The organism is Pseudomonas sp. xss_4 (genome assembly GCF_043104125.1).
In the GTDB taxonomy this organism is placed as follows: Bacteria; Pseudomonadota; Gammaproteobacteria; order Pseudomonadales; family Pseudomonadaceae; genus Aquipseudomonas; species Aquipseudomonas parafulva_B.
In genome coordinates, this window is the sequence record NZ_JBICKJ010000081.1 from 72,214 (window position 1) to 93,175 (window position 20,962).

General features: G+C 62.7%; 23 protein-coding genes and 1 riboswitch. Of the genes, 10 read left to right on the plus strand and 13 right to left on the minus strand.

Features of this window, described 5'->3' with window-relative positions:
• Nucleotides 1–9 precede the first annotated feature (9 nt).
• Together ACF8GB_RS17570 and ACF8GB_RS17575 are read right to left on the minus strand one after the other, a co-directional pair.
• Nucleotides 10–1,896 (minus strand): DUF1302 domain-containing protein, encoded by a 1,887-nt coding sequence (locus ACF8GB_RS17570; protein WP_058605863.1) that lies wholly within the window; start codon nt 1,894–1,896, stop codon nt 10–12.
• Nucleotides 1,897–2,203: 307 nt separating this feature from the next.
• Nucleotides 2,204–3,886 (minus strand): fatty acid--CoA ligase, encoded by a 1,683-nt coding sequence (locus tag ACF8GB_RS17575; protein WP_058639451.1) that lies wholly within the window; start codon nt 3,884–3,886, stop codon nt 2,204–2,206.
• A 202-nt stretch (nt 3,887–4,088) separates the two neighbouring features.
• Here ACF8GB_RS17575 and ACF8GB_RS17580 point away from each other — a divergent pair, with 202 nt between their 5' ends.
• From ACF8GB_RS17580 to ACF8GB_RS17590, 3 genes are all read left to right on the plus strand, one after another.
• Nucleotides 4,089–5,054, plus strand: a complete 966-nt coding sequence (locus ACF8GB_RS17580) for a 2-hydroxyacid dehydrogenase (protein ID WP_078479099.1) — start codon at nt 4,089–4,091, stop codon at nt 5,052–5,054.
• 50 nt (nt 5,055–5,104) lie between these two features.
• On the plus strand, nt 5,105–6,100 hold the full coding sequence (locus ACF8GB_RS17585; protein WP_058639453.1) for a class I SAM-dependent methyltransferase: 996 nt from the start codon (nt 5,105–5,107) through the stop codon (nt 6,098–6,100).
• A gap of 42 nt (nt 6,101–6,142) precedes the next feature.
• Nucleotides 6,143–6,282, plus strand: a riboswitch (yybP-ykoY riboswitch).
• Between the two features lie 88 nt (nt 6,283–6,370).
• Nucleotides 6,371–6,955: a TMEM165/GDT1 family protein gene (locus ACF8GB_RS17590; protein WP_023534668.1), complete on the plus strand. Its 585-nt coding sequence runs from the start codon at nt 6,371–6,373 to the stop codon at nt 6,953–6,955.
• 58 nt (nt 6,956–7,013) lie between these two features.
• On the opposite strand, the gene ACF8GB_RS17595 is transcribed toward ACF8GB_RS17590, so the two are convergent.
• The 4 genes from ACF8GB_RS17595 to ACF8GB_RS17610 all read right to left on the minus strand — a co-directional run bounded on the left by ACF8GB_RS17595 (nt 7,014) and on the right by ACF8GB_RS17610 (nt 9,038).
• Nucleotides 7,014–7,832, minus strand: a complete 819-nt coding sequence (locus ACF8GB_RS17595; protein ID WP_058605868.1) for a M48 family metallopeptidase — start codon at nt 7,830–7,832, stop codon at nt 7,014–7,016.
• A 124-nt stretch (nt 7,833–7,956) separates the two neighbouring features.
• Nucleotides 7,957–8,577, minus strand: a complete 621-nt coding sequence (locus tag ACF8GB_RS17600; protein WP_392527380.1) for an SOS response-associated peptidase — start codon at nt 8,575–8,577, stop codon at nt 7,957–7,959.
• 15 nt (nt 8,578–8,592) lie between these two features.
• Nucleotides 8,593–8,853, minus strand: coding sequence for a putative signal transducing protein (locus ACF8GB_RS17605; RefSeq protein ID WP_058605736.1), 261 nt, complete (start codon nt 8,851–8,853; stop codon nt 8,593–8,595).
• On the minus strand, nt 8,853–9,038 hold the full coding sequence (locus ACF8GB_RS17610; RefSeq protein WP_058605735.1) for a CPXCG motif-containing cysteine-rich protein: 186 nt from the start codon (nt 9,036–9,038) through the stop codon (nt 8,853–8,855). Before ACF8GB_RS17610 ends, ACF8GB_RS17605 begins: the two co-directional genes overlap by 1 nt.
• 127 nt (nt 9,039–9,165) lie before the next feature.
• On the opposite strand from ACF8GB_RS17610, the gene ACF8GB_RS17615 reads away from it, so the two are divergent.
• Nucleotides 9,166–10,332, plus strand: coding sequence for a 1-acyl-sn-glycerol-3-phosphate acyltransferase (locus ACF8GB_RS17615; protein ID WP_058605734.1), 1,167 nt, complete (start codon nt 9,166–9,168; stop codon nt 10,330–10,332).
• A gap of 58 nt (nt 10,333–10,390) precedes the next feature.
• Here the strand turns inward: ACF8GB_RS17615 and ACF8GB_RS17620 are convergent, their stop codons facing one another.
• Nucleotides 10,391–10,651, minus strand: a complete 261-nt coding sequence (locus ACF8GB_RS17620) for a hypothetical protein (RefSeq protein ID WP_196126039.1) — start codon at nt 10,649–10,651, stop codon at nt 10,391–10,393.
• A gap of 159 nt (nt 10,652–10,810) precedes the next feature.
• On the opposite strand from ACF8GB_RS17620, the gene ACF8GB_RS17625 reads away from it, so the two are divergent.
• The gene (locus ACF8GB_RS17625) at nt 10,811–11,017 is read left to right on the plus strand and encodes a hypothetical protein (RefSeq protein WP_058605732.1); all 207 of its coding nucleotides are present in this window, start codon (nt 10,811–10,813) and stop codon (nt 11,015–11,017) included.
• A 67-nt stretch (nt 11,018–11,084) separates the two neighbouring features.
• Here ACF8GB_RS17625 and ACF8GB_RS17630 read toward each other — a convergent pair whose 3' ends face one another.
• Nucleotides 11,085–11,666: a YajG family lipoprotein gene (locus ACF8GB_RS17630; protein ID WP_023534676.1), complete on the minus strand. Its 582-nt coding sequence runs from the start codon at nt 11,664–11,666 to the stop codon at nt 11,085–11,087.
• Between the two features lie 166 nt (nt 11,667–11,832).
• Here ACF8GB_RS17630 and ACF8GB_RS17635 point away from each other — a divergent pair, with 166 nt between their 5' ends.
• Together ACF8GB_RS17635 and mqo are read left to right on the plus strand one after the other, a co-directional pair.
• Nucleotides 11,833–12,066, plus strand: a complete 234-nt coding sequence (locus ACF8GB_RS17635) for a hypothetical protein (RefSeq protein ID WP_058639458.1) — start codon at nt 11,833–11,835, stop codon at nt 12,064–12,066.
• Between the two features lie 604 nt (nt 12,067–12,670).
• Nucleotides 12,671–14,179 (plus strand): malate dehydrogenase (quinone), encoded by a 1,509-nt coding sequence (gene mqo, locus ACF8GB_RS17640; RefSeq protein WP_326383390.1) that lies wholly within the window; start codon nt 12,671–12,673, stop codon nt 14,177–14,179.
• Between the two features lie 39 nt (nt 14,180–14,218).
• Here the strand turns inward: mqo and ACF8GB_RS17645 are convergent, their stop codons facing one another.
• The 3 genes from ACF8GB_RS17645 to ACF8GB_RS17655 form a co-directional block, all read right to left on the minus strand.
• A complete protein-coding gene (locus ACF8GB_RS17645; protein WP_058639460.1) occupies nt 14,219–14,515 on the minus strand; it encodes a PA4642 family protein in 297 nt (98 codons plus the stop codon).
• A gap of 67 nt (nt 14,516–14,582) precedes the next feature.
• On the minus strand, nt 14,583–15,053 hold the full coding sequence (locus ACF8GB_RS17650) for a hypothetical protein (RefSeq protein ID WP_058605728.1): 471 nt from the start codon (nt 15,051–15,053) through the stop codon (nt 14,583–14,585).
• A 64-nt stretch (nt 15,054–15,117) separates the two neighbouring features.
• Complete coding sequence (locus ACF8GB_RS17655) at nt 15,118–15,675, minus strand: hypoxanthine-guanine phosphoribosyltransferase (RefSeq protein WP_027916613.1); 558 nt, start codon at nt 15,673–15,675, stop codon at nt 15,118–15,120.
• Between the two features lie 163 nt (nt 15,676–15,838).
• Here ACF8GB_RS17655 and upp point away from each other — a divergent pair, with 163 nt between their 5' ends.
• Nucleotides 15,839–16,477, plus strand: coding sequence for a uracil phosphoribosyltransferase (gene upp / locus ACF8GB_RS17660; RefSeq protein ID WP_027916614.1), 639 nt, complete (start codon nt 15,839–15,841; stop codon nt 16,475–16,477).
• Nucleotides 16,478–16,479: 2 nt separating this feature from the next.
• Nucleotides 16,480–17,754 carry a uracil-xanthine permease family protein gene (locus ACF8GB_RS17665; RefSeq protein WP_058639461.1) on the plus strand — a complete coding sequence of 425 codons (1,275 nt, stop codon included), beginning with the start codon at nt 16,480–16,482 and terminating at the stop codon, nt 17,752–17,754.
• Between the two features lie 55 nt (nt 17,755–17,809).
• Here ACF8GB_RS17665 and hemH read toward each other — a convergent pair whose 3' ends face one another.
• Complete coding sequence (gene hemH / locus ACF8GB_RS17670) at nt 17,810–18,826, minus strand: ferrochelatase (RefSeq protein WP_058605726.1); 1,017 nt, start codon at nt 18,824–18,826, stop codon at nt 17,810–17,812.
• A 13-nt stretch (nt 18,827–18,839) separates the two neighbouring features.
• On the minus strand, nt 18,840–19,745 hold the full coding sequence (locus ACF8GB_RS17675; RefSeq protein WP_058639463.1) for a TIGR01777 family oxidoreductase: 906 nt from the start codon (nt 19,743–19,745) through the stop codon (nt 18,840–18,842).
• A gap of 187 nt (nt 19,746–19,932) precedes the next feature.
• Here ACF8GB_RS17675 and ACF8GB_RS17680 point away from each other — a divergent pair, with 187 nt between their 5' ends.
• Entirely contained in the window at nt 19,933–20,919 is a 987-nt protein-coding gene (locus ACF8GB_RS17680) for an NAD(P)/FAD-dependent oxidoreductase (protein ID WP_078479104.1), read from the plus strand.
• Nucleotides 20,920–20,962: the final 43 nt, after the last annotated feature.

Genomic DNA, 20,962 nt, shown 5'->3' on the forward strand with positions numbered 1-20,962 from the left:
TCCGTATGCTTAGAAGTTCACGCCGAAGCTGAGGGCGAGGAAGTCGCGGTCATCCACGGTGCTGTACTTGCCGTCGAAGAAATTGGTGTACGACAGGCTGGCGGTGTAGGTGTTCTGGTACTCGGCATCCAGCCCCAGGCTGACCGCCTTGCGTCCCTCCTCGAAGTTGCCGCCAGGGCCTGGCGAATAACCGGAGACGTCATGGGACCAGGCCACGCTCGGCTTGAGGTTGACGCCTGCGAACACATCGTTGTAGTCCCAGATGACCCGGGCGCGGTAGCCCCACGAAGTGCTGGTGGTATAGCCATCGTTCTCGCACTTGCGGTTCAGGTTGGCTGTCGAGGCACCGGCGCCTGCGCCACTAATGGTGCTGGTGTTGAGCGCCTGGCAGGTATTGGCCCCACCGGTGGCGGGCAACGGGCCGGGGCCGAACACCGGGTCGCGGCCGTAGCGTGTGTCGTAGGCGCTTTCCAGGCCGCCGACATGGGTCACGCCCACCTCGCCCACCACGGTCATGCGGCTGGCACCCATCACCTGGTCGAAGAAGTGGGTCAGGGTGGTCTGGAACTGGGTAACTTCCTTGCGCCGGTAGCCATGCAGGTCCTGGCCAGGCACGCCATCGAGCAGCGAAGCGTTGCTCAAGGCGCCGCCCAGCGGGCGCACACCGGCGAACAGGATGTCGGTGGTGTTGAGCTGCACAGGTGCGTTGGGGCGGTAGCTGATTTCACCGCTCCAGGCGGTGCCGGTGGGCAGTGTGGTGGAGAAGCTCAGGCCATACAGGCGGATGTCCTCGGGGTACTCGACGAAGTACTTGGAGTTGCCGGCCACGATCAACGGTGCCAATGCACGCAACTGCGCTGGAAGGGTCGGGATCGCGGCGAAGACCGAAGGTGAGGCGCCGGTTGCGCTGAAGATCGGCGCACGGCTGTGATAGTTCATGAAGTAGGCGCCAAACTCGGTGTCCAGCGGCTCGAACATATAGCGCATGGCCACGCCGAACTGCCCGCTGTCACGGGCATCACGGTCGCCGCCACGGCGCACCATCACCCCTTCTTCGTTGAGGTTGACGCCGCGGGTGGCCAAGAACTGGCGAGCGGCGGCAGGCACGGTACGGCTGCTGTTGAGCACACGCAGGTTATCGGTGCAGCCGTCGGCAATGATGTCTGGTTGCGAGAAGAACGTGCCGCAGTTGTCGACGACGGTCTGGTCCCACTCGAGCTGGTAAAAGGCCTCGGCCGACAGGTTGTCGGTCAGGCTCTGGGAAACATAGAACATGTTGACCGGAATCAGGCCTTCCTTGATCTCGGCCCCTGGCCGGCGAAACGCCGACACGTCAATTGGGTTGACGGCATTGATGCCGCTGCCGATGAAGGTGCTCTCGCCCCAGCTGACCACTTGCTTGCCCAGGCGCACCGAGCCTGGCTGATCGCCGATGGAGTAGTTGTGGTAGACGAAGGCGTCGAGCAGCTCGGCACCCGAGGACTTGGCCCCTTCCTTGCGGTTGGAGTCGCTGATGTCCTTGAATTGCCGGCCCTCGTCCTTGAGTTCGAAGTCGTACCAGTACTTGCCGCGCACGAAGATGCCGGTATCGCCGTACTTGAGCTCCAGGTCGTGGATGCCTTTGAAGATCTTGGAGAAGGTCTCGCCCTTCTTGAAGTTGAGGTGGCCATCGTCGGACGTTTGCGAAAGGCCCTTGCCGCCGTTGTTGACCCCGATCAGGTTGCGGTTGGGACTGGCTGTCGACCAACTGGCGCCGATGGAGAGCGACGAGTCGAACTGGCCTTCGATTTCACCGATGTTGAAACTGACCGCGAAAGCGGGACTGGCAAGGGTGGACGCCAGGCTTACAGCCATGGGCAACCTGGCCCTGCGCCAGAACGGGTTTGCAGATTTCATCGACGCTACTCCATGTTCTTTTTTGTTATGGCAGTGGTGCTTTCAGGAATGGCCCGAACGACCGGTGTGCAAGACAGCGCCTGCTCACCCTCCCCTCCCGAAAAGCCCCTGGCCCCGACTATAGCCACCAAGGCACAGGCGCTCGATCCCTCTAAAGTGTGATTTGCGCTCCGTGCCGCCTGGGCGGTGCTGTGTGCTCCGATTGCGCCCCGGCCGTGCTGAAGAATGGCGCATTTGCGCCATTTGGCAAGCACTGCTCCGCTCTGGCATGCGGGTTGGCCCAGGACAGATTGCCGCATGCCCGCTTTCACAGGGTGGACAGGAAGGCACTGTTACAGGCCTGCCACTCGATGATGTCCTGGCGGATGCGTTTCTTGTCGAGCTTGCCGACACTGGTCTTGGGAATTTCAGTAACAAGGGCGATCTGGCTGGGGATGGCCCACTTGTTGATGCGCCCCTGCTCTACGAACGGCTTGAGGTGTTCCTTGAGTGCCCTGGCGTCGATCACCTGGCCTTCGCGCACCACCACCAAGGCAAACGGGCGCTCGCCCCACTGGGGATCGGCCGCCCCTACCACAGCCACTTCCCGCACAGCCGGATGCCGGCTGATCATGTCTTCCAGGTCCAGCGAGGACAGCCACTCACCACCGGTCTTGATCACATCCTTGATGCGATCGCGGATGTCGATAAAACCCATGCTGTCGAGCGTGGCGACGTCGCCGGTGTGCAGCCAGCCGTTCTCCCACAGCGCCTGGCTCTTTTCCGGCTCCTTGAAATAGCCCTGCGTCAGCCACGGCGCACGTAGCACCAGTTCACCCTGGGTCTCACCGTCGGCGGGCAGGAAACGCCCTTCCGCATCGATGATGGCCGTTTCCACCAGCGGCACGGGTACACCGGCCTTGATGCGGTAACTGATGCGCTCGTCTTCGGTGCCGGCCTGCAATTCGTCGTTGAGGTGCGCGGCACTGATTAATGGGCACGTCTCGGACATGCCGTAGGCCGCTGTCAGCTGAATGCCGCGGGCAAAGGCCGCATCGTAGAGCGAACGGTTCAGCGCACTGCCGCCGATGATGATTTTCCAGCCGGCGAAATCCACACCTGTACCGTGGGGGCAGTTGAGCAGCATCTGCAGGATGGTCGGTACGCAGTGGGAGAAGGTGACCTGCTCTTCGCGCCACAGCTTGAGCAGCATCTCGGGCTCGTAGCGGCCCGGGTACACCTGCTTGATGCCCAACATGGTCGCAACGTACGGAATACCCCAGGCGTGCACGTGGAACATGGGGGTGATGGGCATGTACACGTCATTGCTGCCCAGCAGCCGCACGCTGTCGATGCTGCCCATGACCGAGGCTTCGGCCAGGGTATGCAGGACCAGTTGCCGATGGGTGAAATACACCCCCTTGGGGTTGCCCGTGGTGCCTGTGGTGTAGAAGGTGGTGGCGACCGAATGTTCGTCGAAGTCGGGGAAATCGTACTGCGTGCTCGCCCCAGCCAGCAGCTGCTCATACTCGCCGACCAGGTTGGGCAAGGCCGCATGGGTATCCACCCCGTCGGTCAACAGCACAGTGCGCTCGACCGTGGTCAACTGGCCGGCAATGGACTGGTACAGCTCGATGAAGTCACTGTTGACCAGCACCAGGCGGTCTTCGGCGTGATTCATGGTGTAGAGAATCTGGTCGGGCGAGAGGCGCACGTTGATGGTATGCACCACTGCACCGATCATCGGGATGGCGAACATGCACTCAAGATAGCGGTGGCTGTCCCAGTCCATCACTGCCACGGTGTCGCCGGCCTTCACGCCGGCTTCGCTCAGCACGTTGGCCAACTGCGCGATGCGCTGGCTCAACTGTGCATAGGTCAGTCGCACCTGGTCCCGGTAGACGATCTCACGGGTCTTTTCGTAGCGGCTGGCCGACATCAGCAGGCGCTTGATCAGCAGGGGGTAGGCGTAGGCGTCGTCGGCGGGCTTGAGGAGACGGGTCTGCAGCATAAATATCCCTTTTATTGAGGCGCGGGCTTGCAAGGCGTGGCGTCACTGTAGTGCGCGACTGCGCCGGTCAAATCAGCCGAAGGAATGATTTGGCCGGTGCAGCCTGCGGCGCCAGGCGTTGACGGGCGGCAAGCAAGGGCTGGACACTGATCCACAGGCGTCAACCAGACCTTCATCCCCTTTTGTTGAACCGGAGCCCCCTATGCCCAGCTCGCGCCACGCCGTTTTTCTCGACCACGACTCCCTGGACCTGGGCGACCTGGACCTGACGCCGCTGCACCGGTCGTTCGATTCACTGGCGCTGTTCGCCGCCACGACGCCCGAGCAGGTGGCCGAACGTCTTCAAGGCGCTGTTGCGGTGATCAGCAACAAGGTGGTGCTCGACGCAGCCTGCCTCCAAGCCAACCCACAGCTTAAGCTGATTCTGGTGGCTGCTACCGGCACCAACAACGTCGACCTGGCCGCCGCCCGGGCGCAAGGCATCACGGTCTGCAACTGTCAGGGCTACGGCACACCTTCGGTTGCCCAGCACACCTTGGGCCTGCTGCTGGCACTGGCCACGCGCCTGTGTGATTACAACAAGGCGGTGGCCGAGGGACGATGGGCCAAGGCCAGCCAGTTCTGCCTGCTGGACTATCCGATCGTCGAGCTGGAGGGCAAGACCCTCGGCCTGCTCGGCCATGGTGAACTGGGCGGTGCGGTGGCACGCTTGGCCGAAGCCTTCGGCATGCGCGTGCTGAGCGGGCAGATTCCAGGCCGGCCGAGCCGTGCCGACCGCCTGCCACTGGATGAACTGCTGCCACAGGTCGACGCCCTCACCCTGCATTGCCCCCTGAATGAGCACACTCGGCACATGATCGGCGAGCGCGAACTGGCCCTGCTCAAGCCCGGTGCACTGGTGGTCAATACCGCACGTGGCGGGTTGATCGACGAGCAGGCGCTGGCCGATGCATTGCGCAGTGGTCATTTGGGCGGGGCTGCAACCGACGTGTTGAGCGTCGAGCCTCCGGCAGACGGCAACCCCCTGCTCGAACCTGGCATCGAGCGCCTGATCATTACCCCTCATAGCGCTTGGGGGGCTGTCGAGGCGCGCCAGCGGATCGTGGGCCAACTGGCGGAGAACGCCCAGGCGTATTTTGCCGGGCAGGCACGCCGCGTGGTCGGCTGAGGCACAGTCGCGGCTCTGCTACACTGCGCGATTTTTCGGAGGCGTCGTCCATGGACCCGCGCAGTGAAGTGTTGCTCCGCCAGGCAGAGCTGTTCCAGGGCCCGCTGCTGATTGCCGGGGCCCCGCCCGATGGCCTGTTGGCCCAACTGCCCCAGGCCCATGCCTGGACCTGGCACGCAGGCGATCACGCCCTGCTCGAAAGCCGCTTTGTCGGCCGCTGCCACTGCGCGGTGGAGCCCCCGGCGGTGGACGTGCCCACTGCCGTGCTGTTTCTTCCCAAGTCGCGCGAGCTGGCGGCTTACCTGCTCACTACCCTGGCCGCACGCCTGCAAGGCGGCACGTTGTACGTGGTGGGTGAAAAACGCGGAGGGATCGAAAGCGTCGCGCGGCACCTCCAGGCTTTTGGCAAGCCGCGCAAACTCGACAGCGCCCGGCACTGCCAACTGTGGCAGGTCAGCGTTGAACAGGCGCCGCAGGCAGCCGCGCTGCACACACTGGCCAAGCAGTTCGAGCTGTCACTGCCAGACGGCCCCTTGCAGGTGGTGAGCTTGCCTGGCGTCTTCAGCCACGGCCGCCTTGACCGAGGTACGGCGGTGCTGCTGCGCCACCTGGAGGCGCTCCCAGAGGGCCACGTGCTGGACTTCGGCTGCGGCGCTGGCGTGCTGGGGGCGGCAGTGAAACGGCGCTACCCTGGCAGCCACGTGACGATGCTGGATGTGGATGCCTTCGCCGTGGCAGCCAGCCGCCTCACCCTGGCGGCCAACGGCCTGGAGGCCGAGGTCGTGCAAGGTGACGGTATCGATGCGGCCCCTTTGGACCTGGAGGTGATACTGAGCAACCCGCCATTTCACACCGGGGTCCATACCGATTACCAAGCATCGGAGAATCTTCTGCAAAAATCGGCTATTCACCTGCGAAAAGGCGGCCAAATACGCTTGGTAGCCAATACTTTCCTGCGCTACAAACCGATCATCGAAGCGGCGTTGGGCAACTGCCAGGTCCTGGAGGAAGCCGACGGGTTCAGGATCTACCAGGCAACACGCTGATAAAAACAGCGCTTGCCGAAACCGTTTCGCCTAGGCAGAATCCGCACCGTCCTAGGGGAGTAGTCTCCCGCGAGCGCCACGCTCGCCCGGTACGCGTCAACATACTTGGTCCACAGACCATGGCGCGTGCGACCCACCATGCAAACGTGCATGGCCAGGCCTGCGCAGACAGGTCCCGGGTTTGACAAGACCTATGACACGCACACCTTACCCGGGGCGGGGAGGTCGTACGTGTCATAGCCGTGTCGACCCGCCCCCGTAGGAATCCTGATGCTGGAATCTCTGCTGGTACCCACCGCAATCGTTGCCCTGGCCGAAATCGGCGACAAGACGCAGCTGCTCGCGCTCATCCTCGCTGCCCGCTTTCGCAAGCCCTGGCCCATCATTGCCGGTATCGTCGCCGCCACGCTGGCCAACCATGCCGCAGCAGGTGCCGTGGGCGCCTGGTTCGGCAGTTTCTTCAGCGACGCTGCGCTGCATTGGATCCTGGCCGCCAGCTTCACCGCCACGGCCCTGTGGACGCTGGTGCCGGACAAGATGGACGACGACGAAAACCCTGCGCGCCGCTTCGGACCGTTCCTGACCACGCTGATCGCCTTCTTCCTGGCCGAGATCGGAGACAAGACTCAGGTCGCCACGGTCATGCTGGCTGCGCAGTACCCTCACCTGATCATGGTCATCGTCGGGACCACGCTGGGCATGCTGATCGCCAACGTGCCCGTGGTGCTGGCGGGTAATTTCGCCGCGGACAAACTGCCGCTGACGCTGATTCGCCGCCTGGCGGCCGCCGCGTTCTTCGTGCTCGCGATCGTTGCGGTCTACACGGCCATGAAGGCCAGCGGCTGGGTGGGTTGAGGCACGGGCGGGCAGAGCGGAGCCTTCATGGCACTTGCTTGCCCGCCTGCAGCGGGCCTCAGGGCTTGGCCGCTGCCTGATACAGCGGCATGACTTTGGGGATGGCTGCCTGCAAGGCGGCAATACGGCTGGCCGAGGCCGGGTGCGTGCTCATGAACTCCGGTGGTGCCCCTTCTGAAGCCTTGCTCATCTTGTTCCACAGCGTGATGGCCGCGTTCGGGTCGTAGCCTGCACGCGCCGAGAGCTCGAGACCGATCAGGTCTGCTTCGTTCTCGTTGGCCCGGCTGTTGGGCAAGGTCATGGCGTAGTTCACCACGGTGTCGGCCAGCGCCATGCTGTCCTGACCCAGGCCGAAGATGGCGCCTGCACCCTGGCGCGCCATTTCCACGCCGTAGGCCTTGGACATCGCTTCACGGCTGTGCTCGCGCAAGGCGTGGGCGATTTCGTGACCGACGACGGCCGCGATCTCGGCGTCGTTGAGCTTGAGCTGATCGATCAGGCCGGTGTAGACGATGATCTTGCCGCCTGGCCCGCAGTTGGCATTGAGCTCATCGCTCTTGATCACGTTGACTTCCCATTTCCACTGCGCAGCGTCCGGCCGGAACTGGGGCGCCTGGGCAATCAAACGGTTGGCGATGGCCTGTACGCGCCTGGCATCTGCACTGGATTTGTCGAGCAAGCCCTTGCTGGACGCTTCGCCCAGGGTCTGCTGGTACGACTGGGCGTACATGGTGTTGACCTCGTCGGGCGAGAGCATGCTGAACATGTACTGCTTGCGCTCAACGCCCACCGCACCGCCGCTGGTGGTGTTCACCCCTTGGCAGCCAGCGAGCAGGATGCCAGCGCTCATTAGGCTGATGACAAAAGACTTACGCATGGAAACACTCCTTTTTACATGCGCCGTATCCTAGGATGACTCATGGGTGGGCCGCCATAGCCGCAGGGAAGATTTTGCACACCCTCCCGCTGCGCGCGGCGAGCAACCGAGCATGCACTGGCACTCAGCCCGGGGTGAGGCACTCGGGCGCGTCCAGTTTCGGGTCGTTGACGAAAGGCGCCAGGGCCCGCTCGCGCAAGGGCACCGAGGGGCTTGCCAGCAATTCCTGCAAACGGATCAGCGGCGTCTGCGGGTCCAGCCAGGCAGCCTGCCCTGCTTCGTCCAGAATCAGGGGCCTACGTTGATTCATCGCCGCCTGGGTGACCACGGCGCAGCTGAGCCAGACTTGTTCCTGTACGGCATAAGCCTCCCACACAGCGGCGAAATACAGCGACGCCCCCTCGCCCGGTGTCAGCCAAAAGGGCCGTTTGCGCACGCTGCCTCGCCACTCATAGAAACCATTGGCCGGTATCAGGCAGCGTCGTTGGCCAAAGGCTTCGCGGAACATCGGCTGCTCGGCCAGCGTTTCGGCGCGGGCATGGGCGGGGGTGCGGGAAAGGTCGGTGAGCCACGGCGGCGTCAGGCCCCAGCGCGCCTTGGCCACTTGCAGCTGCCCGTCCAGCTGGCGCTGGATGAGGACGGTATTGCCGGGCGAAATATTCCACTGGGCGGGCTGCCCGGCGGGAAAGCCAGGCAGGCTGGTCAATGCTTGGGGCCAGCGGAACAGGGCGTAACGTCCACACATGAGGTAATTCTAAACCTAGCAGATCAAGGTACCGGGGAAGCTCTCCGGCTCGTCGCCAATCAGCGGCTGGGCGCCATTGTACGCATCGATCAACTGCCGTGCGTATTCGGCCTGTTCATCGGCCACCGACAAGCCCAGCAGCCCGTGCAGGGGCAATTCGCCGGTCGCCCCGACCAGGTCGCGGCCCACCAGGTGCGCCTGCACCCCTTCGCTGGCGAGCATACCGGCCAGCATTTCTGCTTCGAGCAGGCTTTCGGGTTCGTAGATACGCCTCATCACGCATCGTCCTCACGTCTGACATCGAGCATCCATTCGTCGTCATGCACCTGCAGCACGAACACGATCGGCTGACAGCACACCTGACAGTCTTCGGTGTACACCTGGTCGCCGCCAGACAGATCGACGGAGGTTTCCACCCGCTCGCCACAATAAGGGCAATCGTAGAACTCTGTTTCCAGCATCAGGGCCTCCACGACGAGTTATGCGTATAATTGCCGCTCTGTTTACAGGGCCACGTGCGTCCGAGCCGTTTTTCGGAGCCTGCCCGTACTTCATTATTACCCTAGCCGTTTCCAACAAGAGAGCATGATGGGCGAATTCGATGCCATCCGACCATACGACGACGCTGAGGTCCCTGGAGTTCTGGCACGCCTGCTCAGCGACCCGGCATTCCTCGATATCCTGACTCATTTTCGCTTCCCGCGTGCGGCCGGTGCCCTTGGCTGGCTGCTTAAACCGCTGATCGCCCGGCGCCTGCGCAAGGAGTTCGCTGGTGTGACCTGTGTATCGACCCTGCAGGACAAGGTCGAGCACTACGTTGATCGCACCATCGACCGCGCCACCGATGGCGTGACCTATTCGGGCGTGGAACAGCTCAAGGCCGGCACGGCTTATCTGTTCCTGGCCAACCACCGTGACATCGTCATGGACCCGGCATTCGTCAACTACGCGGTGTACCACGCCGGCCTGCCCACCCCGCGCATCGCCATTGGCGACAACCTGCTGCAAAAACCGTTTGTCAGCGACCTCATGCGGCTCAACAAGAGCTTCATCGTGCACCGCTCGATCACCGGCCGCCGCGAGAAGCTGGCCGCCTACCAGCTGCTGTCGGCCTATATCAATCACTCCATCGTCAACGACGCGACCTCCATCTGGATCGCCCAGGCCGAAGGCCGGGCCAAGGATGGCGACGACCGGACCGATTCGGCCATCCTCAAGATGTTCCACATGAGTCGAAAGGACGAGGCGTTCGGCGCGGTCATCCAGAGCCTGAACCTGACGCCGGTATCGATCAGCTACGAATACGACCCCTGCGACCAGGCCAAGGCCCGTGAGTTGTACATCCGCGCCACCACGGGTACCTACCAGAAGGCACCTGGCGAGGACGACCACAGCATCGCCAAGGGCATCACCGGCTACAAAGGTCGCGTGCACATCAACTTTGCACCGCCAGTGACCCAGTATTACGAGGACACCAAGCAGCTGGCCGCGGAAATCGACCGGCAGATACTCGGCGGTTATCGACTGTTCCCGGTGCATTACCTGGCCTACGCCATGTGGGCCGAGCAGGATGACACGCTGCAGGTGCCAAGCGCCGAGCAGGTGTTCCCTGCCGACGAACTGGCCAAGGCCAAGGAAGAATGGCAGCGCAGGCTGGATGCCTGTCCTGAAGAGCAGCGGCCTTACCTGGTGTTGCAGTACGCCACGCCGGTGCGCAATCAGTATCAGGTCAGGCAGCAGGCACCGCTTGCTTGAGCAGTGAGGGGGTGCTGTTGAACGCGAGCGTCCCGATCAGCATGAGCCCCGATTGTGCTCAGGCCCAGGTGCTGACCCACGACAGCACCAGCGCACTAGCCAGGCAGGCGAAGCCCAGGCCGTAGCGCTGCCTGGGCATCCACCCTGCGAATCGCGCATACGGCCCTTGCAGCTCTCCCGGCCCTGGCTGTGCATCGGCCGCACTTCGCCTAGCGCTGTGCAACAGCAGCCCGCCTGGACACGTCAGCAACAAGGCCAGCACATTGATGAGCTTGGTGGGATGGGCGGCAATCAGCCCCCAGAGCATGTGCATGGACATCGCGTCACCTCGGCGTAGACCTGAACAAAAGCCAGCATTCTACCCAACCCACCTGGCGCTGCCTGCACGGCAGCGACCGCGTGTCATTTAATTTCATCTGTCATCGGTTCGTCATCAGAACAGGCCACCCTGTCGTCCTTTCTCGAACCGGAGCTTGTCATGCTGCATGCTGAAAACCAGGACCGCCTCTACCTCGTTGCCCAGAGTGATGAGCAACAGGCACTCGTCGATGGCCTGGCCATCAATGTGCAAGACCGTCAATGGCTGGTCTACTGCGCCCTGGGCGGGCATGCCCATGAGCACTGGCCCGAGGTGGATGCCCAGACCGGGATCAGCCTGCTGGACCTGCGCATAGCAACGGCCTGATGCCGGTACGCAGCAGAAAAAAACCGCTGGCCGTCACCGGGCAGCGGTTTGGATGAGCCATTGAAGGCTATTGCGCCAGCACCTGACCGATACTTGGGTCCTTGAACAATCGGGTCAGCGCGTCGCTCAGCACATCGCTGACCAACTGGGTGTTGGTGTCCTGGTTCGGCGCCATGCCAAAGCGCTGGTCCAGCGAAGCGCCATAGCGACCGGTGTAGCGGCGACCATTGTTGGCGACGTCAGCACGGAAGGTGGCGCCGATGGTGGCTTCGGTCACGTACAGTTTGTCCTTGGGCGACTGGTACTTGAGCTCGGCCAGGGTAACGGTCAATTGGGGCGCGTTGCCTGCAGTGGTGGGCGTAAAGCCCAGCAAGCGCACGGCAGCCTCGGCCTGGGCCTGCAGCTTGGGCACCACCTGGTTGCCGCTGACACTGATAGTACTGGTTTCCGGGTACATGCCACCGCGAGTGCCCAGCGACGGTGAAGGCCTGCCGTCTACCACTCGCACCACCACCGGCTGCCCCTGCCCCACCGGGGTGAGTTGCGCCGTGAGCTTAGGCTGCGGATTGAGTTGTTGCGGGCTGTGGGCACAACCGACCAGGCTGAGGCTGGCTACGGTGATCAAACCGAACAACAGTCGTTGCAACATGCGCGATTCTCCAGAAAATGCGGCGATGGCGCACAGTATACCTAGCGGCAAGGGCCTGGCTACAAGCGGCGTGCACCGCTTGCACCCGGTACGTCCGAGGTTGTCACAAACGCTTAACCGGCAACGCTTAATGTGGCTGCACGCTCACCTGCACAGGACATCTGCCATGGTCTCGCTTTTGCACCTGCTGTTGCCTGCTCCTCGCCACACCGCCTACGCCCTGCTCGACATGAATGGCACGTGCCTGGCCTTCAAGCACTGCTCGCAAGTACCTGAGGGCGATGGCTGGGTGCAGGTGCACGAGGTGCAGCTTGCCTGGCTGGGTCATGCACTGCCGGACGGTGCCCGGGTTTGCAAGCCGACAAGTCGCCGCTGGCATCAACGCAACCTGGCTGCCTGAAAAACCCTGCAATAAAACCGCGAAATGGCGACATTTCTGGCTGCGACCTCGCTATAATCTCCCCCCGATTATAAGGACGTCTCCTGATCGGGCCCCGCATCCGCCGTCTGACCACGGCAAATCTACCCGCCTCGCCCACAGAGAGCCTTCCACTCAGGTCTTGCATCGGCTGTCGTGCCTGCTTCCATGGCCGTCACACTGCATAGAACCTGCGGGTTGCCATCGCGCAGTCCCCTTTTGAGGTTCACGTCTCCAAAAGAGCGTGAAAAAACGGTTTTCACTACTTCACAAGAGTGTGGCGAGCAAATGAACAATCTGGCATGTGCAAAAGCGGCAGGTGTGTCCCCTTCAGCCCTGAACAGGCAGCAAATGGCCCCAACCTGGATACGTGTCTGAGCGGCTTGCATAGCGTATCCGACAGTCGTTGACCATAAGTCGAATTGCCGCACCTGGGGCAAACAGGGTTCAATAGGCAAACCCAAAGACTGGTTGGCGGTGTCCGCGGACGTTGCATGAACTGCGAAAAGTCGGACATGGCGATCCTGGAGAACCCGGTGATCCTGTGCTGTCAATTAGGTAGCTGTAGATTGTGGAGACGCGTTAAATGGCGCAGAACGAATCGGTTGATGTAGTACTGGTAGGCGCAGGCATCATGAGTGCCACCCTGGCCGTACTGCTCAAGGAGCTCGACCCGACCCTGAAACTCGAAGTGGTCGAGGCGATGGACTCCGGGGCCGCAGAGAGTTCCAACCCCTGGAACAACGCAGGCACCGGCCACGCTGGCTTGTGCGAGCTGAACTACACGCCCCAGGCCGCTGATGGCAGCATCGACATCAAGAAGGCCGTGCACATCAATACCCAGTTCGAGGTGTCTCGCCAGTTCTGGGCCTACCTGAGCAAGAAAGGCAACTTCGGCCCGGCGCGGGCGTTCATCAACCCGGTACCGCACCTGAGCTACGTCGAGGGTGACAAGGGCATCGCCTTCCTGAAGAAGCGCTACGAACTGCTCAAGCAGCATCACGCCTTTGCCGAGATGGAGTACACCGACGACAAGGCCGTGATGAACGAGTGGATGCCGCTGATGATGCCGGGCCGCCCGGCTGACCAGCACATTGCCGCCACCCGGGTGCTCAAGGGGACCGACGTCAACTTCGGGGCCCTGACCAACAAGCTGCTCAAGCTGCTGGGCGACGCGCCCGACGCGCAGGTCAAGTATTGCAAGAAGGTCGTGGGCCTGCGTCGCAACGGCGCCGGCTGGACGGTCAGCATCAAGGACGTCAACAGCGGCAACAGCCGCGAAGTGGACGCCCGCTTCGTGTTCCTCGGCGCCGGTGGCGCTGCCCTGCCGCTGTTGCAGGCCTCCGGCATCCCCGAGAGCAAAGGCTTTGGCGGTTTCCCAGTCAGTGGCCAATGGCTGCGTTGCGACAATCCGGAAATCGTCAGCCAGCATCAGGCCAAGGTCTACAGCCAGGCCGCCGTCGGTGCGCCGCCTATGTCCGTGCCGCACCTCGACACGCGCGTGGTCGACGGCAAGAAATCCCTGCTGTTCGGGCCGTACGCCGGCTTCACCACCAAGTTCCTCAAGCACGGTTCGCTGCTGGACCTGCCCCTGTCGGTACGCCTGGGCAACCTAGGCCCGATGCTGGCGGTGGCCCGTGACAACATGGACCTGACCAAGTACCTGGTCAGTGAGGTGATGCAGTCGATGGAGCAGCGCCTGGAATCGCTACGTCGCTTCTACCCCGAAGCCAAGGCCGAAGACTGGCGTCTGGAAGTGGCTGGCCAGCGTGTGCAGATCATCAAGAAGGACCCGAAAAAAGGCGGCGTTCTGCAGTTCGGTACCGAGTTGGTGTCTGCCCAGGACGGCAGCCTGGCGGCGCTGCTGGGCGCATCGCCCGGTGCTTCGGTGACGGTCTCGATCATGCTGGAGCTGATCGAGCGCTGCTTCCCGGAGCAGGCCAAAGGTGCCTGGGCAGCCAAGCTCAAGCAGATCTTCCCGGCACGCGAGAAGACCCTGGCCACCGACGCTGCGCTTTACAAGAAAATCAGCGCCGATAACGATGCGGCACTGGACCTGGTGCAAAGCAGCCCGGCAGCCAAGCATTACGCCTGAACCGCCCGGCCAGTGAAAAACGCCCCTCGGGGCGTTTTTTCACGCCCCTGAGCGGGCGTTTTCGATGATTTCGATGTACTCGTCGCCATTGCGCTGATCGGCAATCTGCTCGGCGAACGTCTTGCCATGCTCGTCCTTGCCATCGAGGTCGAAGCCTGCTTCGACGAAGAAGCCGACGAAACGCCGGAAGTCATCTACGCGCAAGCCGCGGTACGCCTTTACCAGTTTGTGCAGCGAGGGCGACGTGACCCCATCGGCGGGCTCGAACTGGAGAAACGCCTTGATGTAGTCGTCACTGATTTCGTCACCGATTACCTGTTTCTTGTCTTTACGCATTGCCGACTCCAACTGGACCATCACGATGTTCAAAGGGCGGCAGTGTACCTTCCGCCGCGCGCGAGCCTCAACGCGTACGTACGGTGCCAGTGTGCAGGTCCGCCCAGATGTGCCCGTTGGCATAGGTGAGAAACTGCACATACAGGGTCTCGTTGCGCAGCAGGTCCATGATGACCCGGTAATCGCTGAGCGGATAATTCAAGTTCAGCGTGCGAGTCTTTTCGTCGTAGACCGGCTTTTTCAGGCTCTTGGCCGCTTCGCCGTCGAAGGTCAGCAGCACTTGGGTCATGGTGGCCGCCTTGCTCAAGGGCTTGCCCTTGAGGCGCACCTGCAAGGATGAGGTGATCGGAATGGGTTGCTGGTCCGACTGGCGCTGGGCGCCGACTACCACGGTGTAGTCGGTGACTTGAAGCAGTTGCTGAGCGGTGGGCGCTGCCTGGCGCAGGGATTGGTCATCGGGCGGCAGGAATTGGCTGTGCATCGGCGCGGCAGCCAGGGGCAAACTGACTGCCAGCAGGAACGGGATGAACGCACGCATGTGAGGCTCCTTGGCTTGAAGGAGCACTCTAGCATGCTGCACCTGAGCGGCAGGTAGGCTGCGCTCAGAGCCCCTTGACTGCGAAGATGCCGTTGGCGTTGCGCCAGTAGCCCTTGTAGTCCATGCCGTAGCCGAAGATGTAGCGATCGATGCACGGCAAGCCCACGTAGTTGGCCTTGAGGTCCGGGCTGGCCTTGCGGTCGTGGTCCTTGTCGATCAACACGGCCGTGTGCACGGCGCGGGCGCCGGCGTGCTTGCAGAAATCGATGATGGCGCTGAGGGTGTGGCCCTCGTCGAGAATGTCATCGACGATCAGCACATCGCGGTCGATGAACGAGACTTCCGGCTTGGCCTTCCAGAACAGCTCGCCGCCGCTGGTCTGGTTGCGGTAACGGGTGGCGTGCAGGTACGAGGCTTCCAGCGGGAACTGCAGGTGGGTCAACAGCTTGCCGGCGAAGATCAGGCCGCCGTTCATCACGCAGAACACCACGGGGTTCTTGTCGTGCAGTTCTTGGCAGATCTGCTCGCCGACCTTGGCGATGGCCGCTTCGACTTCGGCTTCGGTGTACAGGCAGTCTGCTTCACGCATGACTTGACGGATATGCTCGAGATCGGCGGACATGGCGCTCTCCAGGAGGTGCATTTTGGAAAAGCGGGCAAAGGTACGCATCCGCTCGTCACAGATCAAGCGTTTATGGACTAACGTGCAAAATGATCAGACGACAGCACAGGCTGAATAGATTAATCTAGCGCGGTTTTTTTGCCCGCCTTTCGGAGCCCCCCCTATGCCCACTCGTGAGATCCGCCATCCGCTGATCCGCCACAAGCTCGGCCTGATGCGCCGTGCTGATATCAGCACCAAGAATTTTCGCGAACTCGCCCAGGAAGTCGGCGCCCTGTTGACGTATGAGGCCACCCAGGACCTGCCGCTGGAAACCTATGAAATCGACGGCTGGTGCGGCAAGGTGGCCGTGGAAAAGATCGCCGGCAAGAAGATCACCGTCGTGCCGATCCTGCGCGCAGGCATCGGCATGCTAGACGGCGTGCTCAGCCTGGTGCCGGGTGCCAAGGTCAGCGCGGTGGGCGTGGCCCGCAACGAAGAGACGCTTGAGGCCCACACCTACCTGGAAAAGCTCGCGCCGGACATCAATCAACGCCTGGCCCTGATCATCGACCCGATGCTGGCCACCGGCGCCTCGATGGTCGCCACCATCGACCTGCTGAAAAAGGCCGGTTGCCGGGAAATCCGCGCCATGGTCCTGGTAGCTGCCCCAGAGGGCATCGACGTGGTGCACAAGGCCCACCCGGATGTACAGATCTACACGGCCTCGATCGACCAGCGCCTGAACGAACATGGCTACATCGTTCCAGGCCTGGGTGATGCCGGCGACAAGATCTTCGGCACCAAGCAAAAGGACGCCTGACCATGCAGGACGGCTACAACGACCCGCTCTGGCGTCAGGTCGTTTCAGGCGCGCAGATGCTCTTCGTGGCATTTGGCGCGCTGGTGCTGATGCCCCTGATTACCGGCCTGGACCCTAACGTCGCGCTGTTCACGGCCGGCCTTGGCACCTTGCTGTTTCAACTGGTCACCGGGCGTCAGGTGCCGGTTTTCCTGGCATCGAGCTTCGCCTTCATCACCCCGATCATTCTCGCCAAGGGTCAGTTCGGCCTGGCAGAAACCATGGGCGGCGTCATGGCCGCCGGGTTCGTCTACACCTTCATGGGCCTGATGGTGAAGATCAAGGGCACAGGCTTCATCGACCGCATGCTGCCCCCGGTGGTGATCGGCCCGGTGATCATCTCCATCGGCCTGGCCATGGCACCGATCGCGGCCAACATGGCGATGGGCAAGGCTGGCGATGGGAGCGTGCTGCTGCCCTACAGCACCGCCATGCTCATTTCCATGCCGGCCCTGCTGACGACGCTGATCGTGGCCGTGTTCGGCAAAGGCATCTTCCGCCTGGTGCCAATCATCGCCGGCGTGCTGGTGGGTTTTGCCCTGTCGTTCGCTTTCGGGGTGGTCGACACGGCAAAAATTGCAGCCGCCCCTTGGCTGGAATTGCCCAACTTCACCGCCCCTGCCTTCAACTGGCAGGCCATCCTGTTCATCGTGCCCGTGGCCTTGGCGCCGGCGATCGAGCATATCGGCGGGGTCATCGCGGTGGGCAGCGTGACGGGTCGGGACTACCTGAAAACCCCGGGCCTGCACCGCACGTTGCTGGGTGACGGCATCGCTACCACGGCAGCCGGCCTGTTCGGCGGGCCGCCCAACACCACCTACGCCGAGGTGACCGGCGCGGTCATGCTGACCAAGAACTACAACCCGAAGATCATGACCTGGGCTGCGGTGTTCGCCATCACCCTGGCCTTCATCGGCAAGTTCGGCGCCCTGCTGCAGAGCATTCCGGTGCCAGTGATGGGCGGCATCCTCTGCCTGCTGTTCGGCTCGATCGCAGCCGTGGGGCTCAACACCATGATCCGCCACAAGGTCGACCTCGCCGAAGCGCGGAACCTGGTGATCGTGTCGGTGACCCTGGTGTTCGGTATCGGCGGGGTGCTGGTCGGCAGCGGTGACGGCCCTGACGATTGGGGCCTCAAGGGCATCGCGCTGTGCGCCATCGTGGCGATCGCGCTCAACCTGATCCTGCCAGGCAACGATGCCTGGAAACACAAGCAACAGGATGACCCGTTGGCTTGACGCCTGAGCCGCCTGGCTTGACCCAGTCCTCGACGGGGTCAGACCAGGCGGGCCATTACGCGTTTTCGCAGAGCTTGGCCAACACCTTCACCCATTCGGGGTGTTCGTTCATGCAAGGCACCAGCACCAGCTCCTGACCACCGGCCTCGACGAATTGCTCGCTGCCGCGCATGCCGATTTCCTCGAGCGTCTCGATGCAGTCGGCCACGAAGGCCGGACACATCACCAGCAACTTCTTCACCCCGGCCTGGGCAAGCTCGTCCAGCCGCGTCTCCGTATAGGGTTCGATCCACTTGTCCCGCCCCAGCCGCGACTGGAACGACACCGACCATTTGCCCGCCGGTATGCCCAGCCTCGTCGCGAACGCCCTGGCCGTGGCCAGGCACTGCCCGCGGTAACACACGGCACGCACCTCGGCGCTGGCGCCTTCGCAGCATTCGGCTGCACGCAGGTCATGTTTCGTACCGCTGGGGAAGAGCTTCTTCAAATGGCGTTCGGGCAGGCCATGGAAGCTGAGCAGCAGGTGATCATAGTCCTGCTCCAGGTAGGGTCGGGCACTGGCGACCAATGCGTCGATGTAATCCGGATCATCGTAGAACGGTTGCAGCACGCGCATCTGCAGCGGCAGTTGCTGCTCGGTGATGGTCTGCCGGGCGAGTTCGACGACGGTGGTCACCGTGCTGTCGGCAAATTGCGGGTACAGGGGGGCCAAGGTGACCTTGCGTATGCCCTGCGCCGCGAGCCGCTCCAGTACCTGGGGCAAGGCTGGCTGACCGTAGCGCATGGCAATTTCAACCGGCCCATGGGGCCAGTGGTCGACCATGGCCGCTTGTAGGCGACGGGTAAGCACCACCAGCGGCGAGCCCTCGTCCCACCAGATCGAGGCATAGGCGTGGGCTGACTGCTCAGGGCGCTTGATCAGGATCAACGACACCAGCAGGCGCCGGATGGGCCAGGGCAAATCGACCACATAGGGGTCCATGAGAAACTGATTGAGGTAGCGGCGAACATCGGCTACCGACGTGGAGGCCGGTGAACCCAGGTTGACCAGCAGCAAAGCGTGATCGGTCATGCAGCATCCTATGTCAGAGGCGACTGGACAAATTGCCCAGCGCCGATTGCAGATCGTTGAAGCGGAACGTGAACCCGGCCGCCAGCAACCGCGCGGGGTAGGCACGCTGGCCACCGAGCAGCAGGTTAGACATCTCGCCCAGGCCGGCTTTTAGCAGCAACCCAGGCAGGGGTATCACGGCAGGCCGGTGCAGCGCCCTGCCCAGCTGCTTGGCAAATTCACGATTACGCACAGGTTCAGGTGCACAGGCATTGTAAGGGCCGCTGGCGTCGGTGCGCTGCAAGAGAAAATCAATCAGGGCGACCTGATCGTCTATATGGATCCAAGGCATCCACTGCCGACCGTTGCCTACCGGCCCTCCTAGTCCCAACTTGAAGGGCAAACGGAGCCGGGACAGGAAGCCGCCGTCGCTGGCCAGCACCAACCCTGTACGTACCAGCACCACCCGAATGCCCTGCGCTTGCGCACGACACGCCGTTTCTTCCCAGGCAATACACAGCTGGCTGGCGAAATCTTCGACCACGGGAGGCAGGTCTTCGGTCAACTCGCGTTCGCCGCCGTCACCATACCATCCCACGGCCGAACCTGAGATCAGCACCCCAGGACGCTGCTCACGCCTGCCCAGCCATGCCAGCAATTGCTCCGTAAGGGCGATGCGGCTTGACCAGAGCAGGTTGCGCCGAGACGCCGTCCAGGGTCGATCGGCAATAGGCGCACCGGCCAGGTTGACCACCGCATCGAGGTGGTCGACCGCCTCCAGCTCATCAAGCTCGGTAATGCCCCTGACGCCTTCGCCGCAAAGCATCGCCACTGCCTCTGGACGTCGACTCCACACGGTGAGCCGATGCCCTTGAGCAAGCCAGTGACGGCACAAGTGCCGGCCAATCAACCCGGTGCCGCCTGTCAGCAGGATGTGCATGGCAGTGTCCTCATGGAATAAGGCAGTGGTCTATTTTTAACATCAAGGCACTTTCTAGCGCCCGTGCTCTCCCATAAACATAGGCCAACCAATCATTACTTGCGGAATATACTTATACACATTCGAATGATTGTACAGGTTTGCCTGACAGCGTAGTCTGCGCATAGCAAGGTTTGAAGAGGCCATCATGACCATACCTATTGCCATCATCGGGGCAGGCATTGCCGGCCTCTCAGCCGCCCAGGCACTGCAGAGCGCCGGGCAGATCGTGCACCTTTTCGACAAGGGCCACGGCAGCGGCGGGCGCATGGCCAGCAAACGCAGCGAAGCCGGCGCCCTGGACCTGGGGGCGCAATATTTCACCGCCCGCGACCGCCGTTTCGTCGAAGAACTGCAGCACTGGGTAGCCGCCGGCTGGGCGGCGCAGTGGAAACCGCAGCTGTACCACTACCGTGACGGGGCGCTCACCCCCTCCCCCGACGAACAGACGCGCTGGGTGGGCGTACCACGCATGAGCGCCATCACCCGCGGCCTGCTCAAGGACATGACCGTGAACTTCGCCTGCCGTATCACCGAAGTCTTTCGCGGCAAGGACTACTGGCACCTGCAGGACACCGACGGGTGCAGCCACGGTCCGTTCAGCCGGGTGGTGGTTGCCGTGCCAGCGCCACAGGCAACGCCCCTGCTGGCGGCCACGCCAAAGCTCGCAGCCGTGGCCGCCGGGGTGCAGATGGAGCCGACGTGGGCGGTGGCGCTAGGCTTTCAGGCCCCTTTGGATACGCCCATGCAAGGCTGCTTCGTCCAGGAAAGCCCGCTTGACTGGCTGGCCCGCAACCGCAGCAAGCCAGGGCGCGACGAGACCTTGGACACGTGGGTGTTGCACGCCACTTCCAGTTGGAGCCGACAACACATCGACTTGTCCAAGGAGGAAGTTGTCGAGCACCTGCGCGGCGAGTTCGCCGAACTGGTCGGTTGCGTCGTGCCTGAGCCCACGTTCGCCCTGGCCCACCGCTGGTTGTATGCACGCCCTGGCAGTCATCACGAATTTGGCGCCTTGGCCGACGCCGACCAAGGGCTATATGCCTGCGGGGACTGGTGCCTGTCCGGGCGGGTGGAGGGTGCATGGTTAAGTGGCCAAGAGGCAGCGCGCCGTTTACTTGAACACTTGGACTGATCGGCTATCTACACACTAAGGGTTCGCATCGGGCCCGCTATGT